Source organism: Vibrio sp. T11.5 (assembly GCF_027587155.1).
GTDB classification, from domain to species: Bacteria; Pseudomonadota; Gammaproteobacteria; order Enterobacterales; family Vibrionaceae; genus Vibrio; species Vibrio neptunius.
The window spans coordinates 1-2,103 of sequence record NZ_JAPPTP010000052.1 but is presented as its reverse complement, the minus strand read 5'-3'; the positions used below and the strand labels follow the sequence as shown (position 1 = coordinate 2,103).

Sequence of the window (2,103 nt, the reverse complement as noted above, 5' to 3'; positions counted from 1 at the left end):
ACCAAAGCGCTTAACGTATCTTGGCTGGCGGTGTCGCTAAAGTCATCGCTGGCGGTCATGTCGACTTGCTGCATGGCTTGGGTACGCCACTCTTGGTCGCTGTTCATCTTATCGATGATTTCAGCGGCCCATTCGTGCTCTGAGTAAGCGATCGAGATTTTTTGCGTGCCATGGGTGACAAACGCAAACGGGTAAAAGGTCGCACCAGAGGAGGTATCGAGTGTGAGGCCGTCTTGGGCGTTTTCTTGATTGGTGAAGTAGTATTTCTCAAACTTTTCCAGCACGCCGGTGGCGGTTACCGTTTGCGCGTAGCGGAAGATATGAATTTGCTGATTACCCGCTTGACCCCCTTCCTCTTTGATGTAAATCCAGCCTTCACGCAGCAGGCGCAAAAGATAGCCGCCAGTGTCATTAAGGCCAGACGCGCTGGCCATGTCTGGCAAGGTAGGCGGCGCTTGAGCGGGCATAATGGTGTCAAAGAAGTTGGCATAGCCATAGCGCACTGGGTAAATGGGTAGCACATTGGCTATCTTGCCCGCGACTTCGTTCATAAAGGGTTCGACCACATCGATCGATTGTGTGGTATTGACGACAACTTCAGCGGTTTCACCCTCGGTGGCAAAGACACTCTCACTGGCTTTGATAACGTTGACGTTGTCGAGATGACTCAACAGATTGGAGGCTCTTAGCTCCATTTTGCTGAACACGCCCGCCATCAAGTCGGGTAAGCCTTTAATGTAGGCTTTCATGGTGGTGATGTGCTTATCAAACACTTCATCTGAGAGGTAGGCGTATCGCAGCTTAGTGGCTTGGTCATGGAGAAATTCCAGTCGAGACTGAAGTTTGCTCAGCAGCGACTCGAGGTTGTCACTGACCGCTTTCTTTGCCGCCGACCAGTCGTACTCGTGCAGGTAACGCTGCGGGTTGCCCTGACCACGGGCACGCATGTATGCCAACATTCTATCGGTGGTTTCATACGGAGCAAGGCGTAATAATACCGAGAGTATTTCGCCCTCTTCAAGTACCTGTGGCATGCAGTAAGCCAGTAAGGCTTCTGTCGTATGGGGCAGTGGCTGGTTGAGGTTGCCTAGCACTGCCTCACAGAAATGGTCTAAGGCAAAAGAGGTTTCTGGGTGGAGATGGCTAAAGTGCAGCCGCACCTCAACGTTAAGCATGTCCTGAAAATAGCGGTCACTGCTCAGCTCATGACCTAGGCAGCCCCATGGCATCATGTTGGTTTCCACTCGCGCGGCTTGCCAGAACCCCTGATGACGGCCAATTGCTTGTGTAAAGAAATCCTCTTGTGAAATTTCTGGGTTATGGTGTGGATTAGGGCGTCGAATTGGCCGAATGACGAAAGGATCTTGGCTTTCTTCGAGCGTAATTTTCACGTTGTCGGACTTCAAGTCTCTGATGTATGACTCGCCTTTGCCACTCAATACGCCGTCTGCCATTGGCTGACCACTCTGATTGGTGAGCGTATACGACGCATTCTTCAATAGCTGTCCATTAGGGTAGCGAGCTTTGATTACGATACTGTTTGGGATATCGAGATCAGGATCGACGGTCACACTTGGGTTTTGTACACCGGCCAGGCACATGGTGTTGGCGTTGTTCATGGTCATCTGATCGCTGAGGCGAGCCACCCCTTTGCCTTCAATCAAGACCGTCGGTGAAGCGGTGATGAACTCCGCTTGCGCCTCGATAGTACCGGAGGCGATGCCTTTTTTATCACCGCCAGCATCGCCAGTACTTTTGGCAAACTTACTGCCTTGTATCGCTATGCTGTTTCCACCATCTGCACTGACCGTGGTGGTGCCATCGACTAAGTCTTCTGATTTGGCATTATTGCCATAAGGAATGGGAACGACAGCAGAGCCCACTGTCGTTAAACACACATCGGGGAGCGTCGCGTTGGCTTCACCGCCCGATCCTTTGTGAACAATACTTAACCCATTTGCATTAATCGTCACTGCCATGTTGTGCTCCTAATGTCCAGATAGAAGGAAAGTTAACCACTGCTTATCAACTTACCATCAGCCGTTCTGGACAAAAACCGTCATAACCACTGGCTTCAACCGATAAAATCACCACAAAAAGGGC

The 2,103-nt window shown here is 51.0% G+C and carries 1 protein-coding gene; it reads right to left on the bottom strand.

The window, feature by feature from the left end:
• Nucleotides 1-1,979: PAAR-like domain-containing protein (locus tag OH455_RS23100; protein ID WP_269982923.1), on the bottom strand; the 1,979-nt coding region annotated here is incomplete at its 3' end.
• Nucleotides 1,980-2,103: the final 124 nt, after the last annotated feature.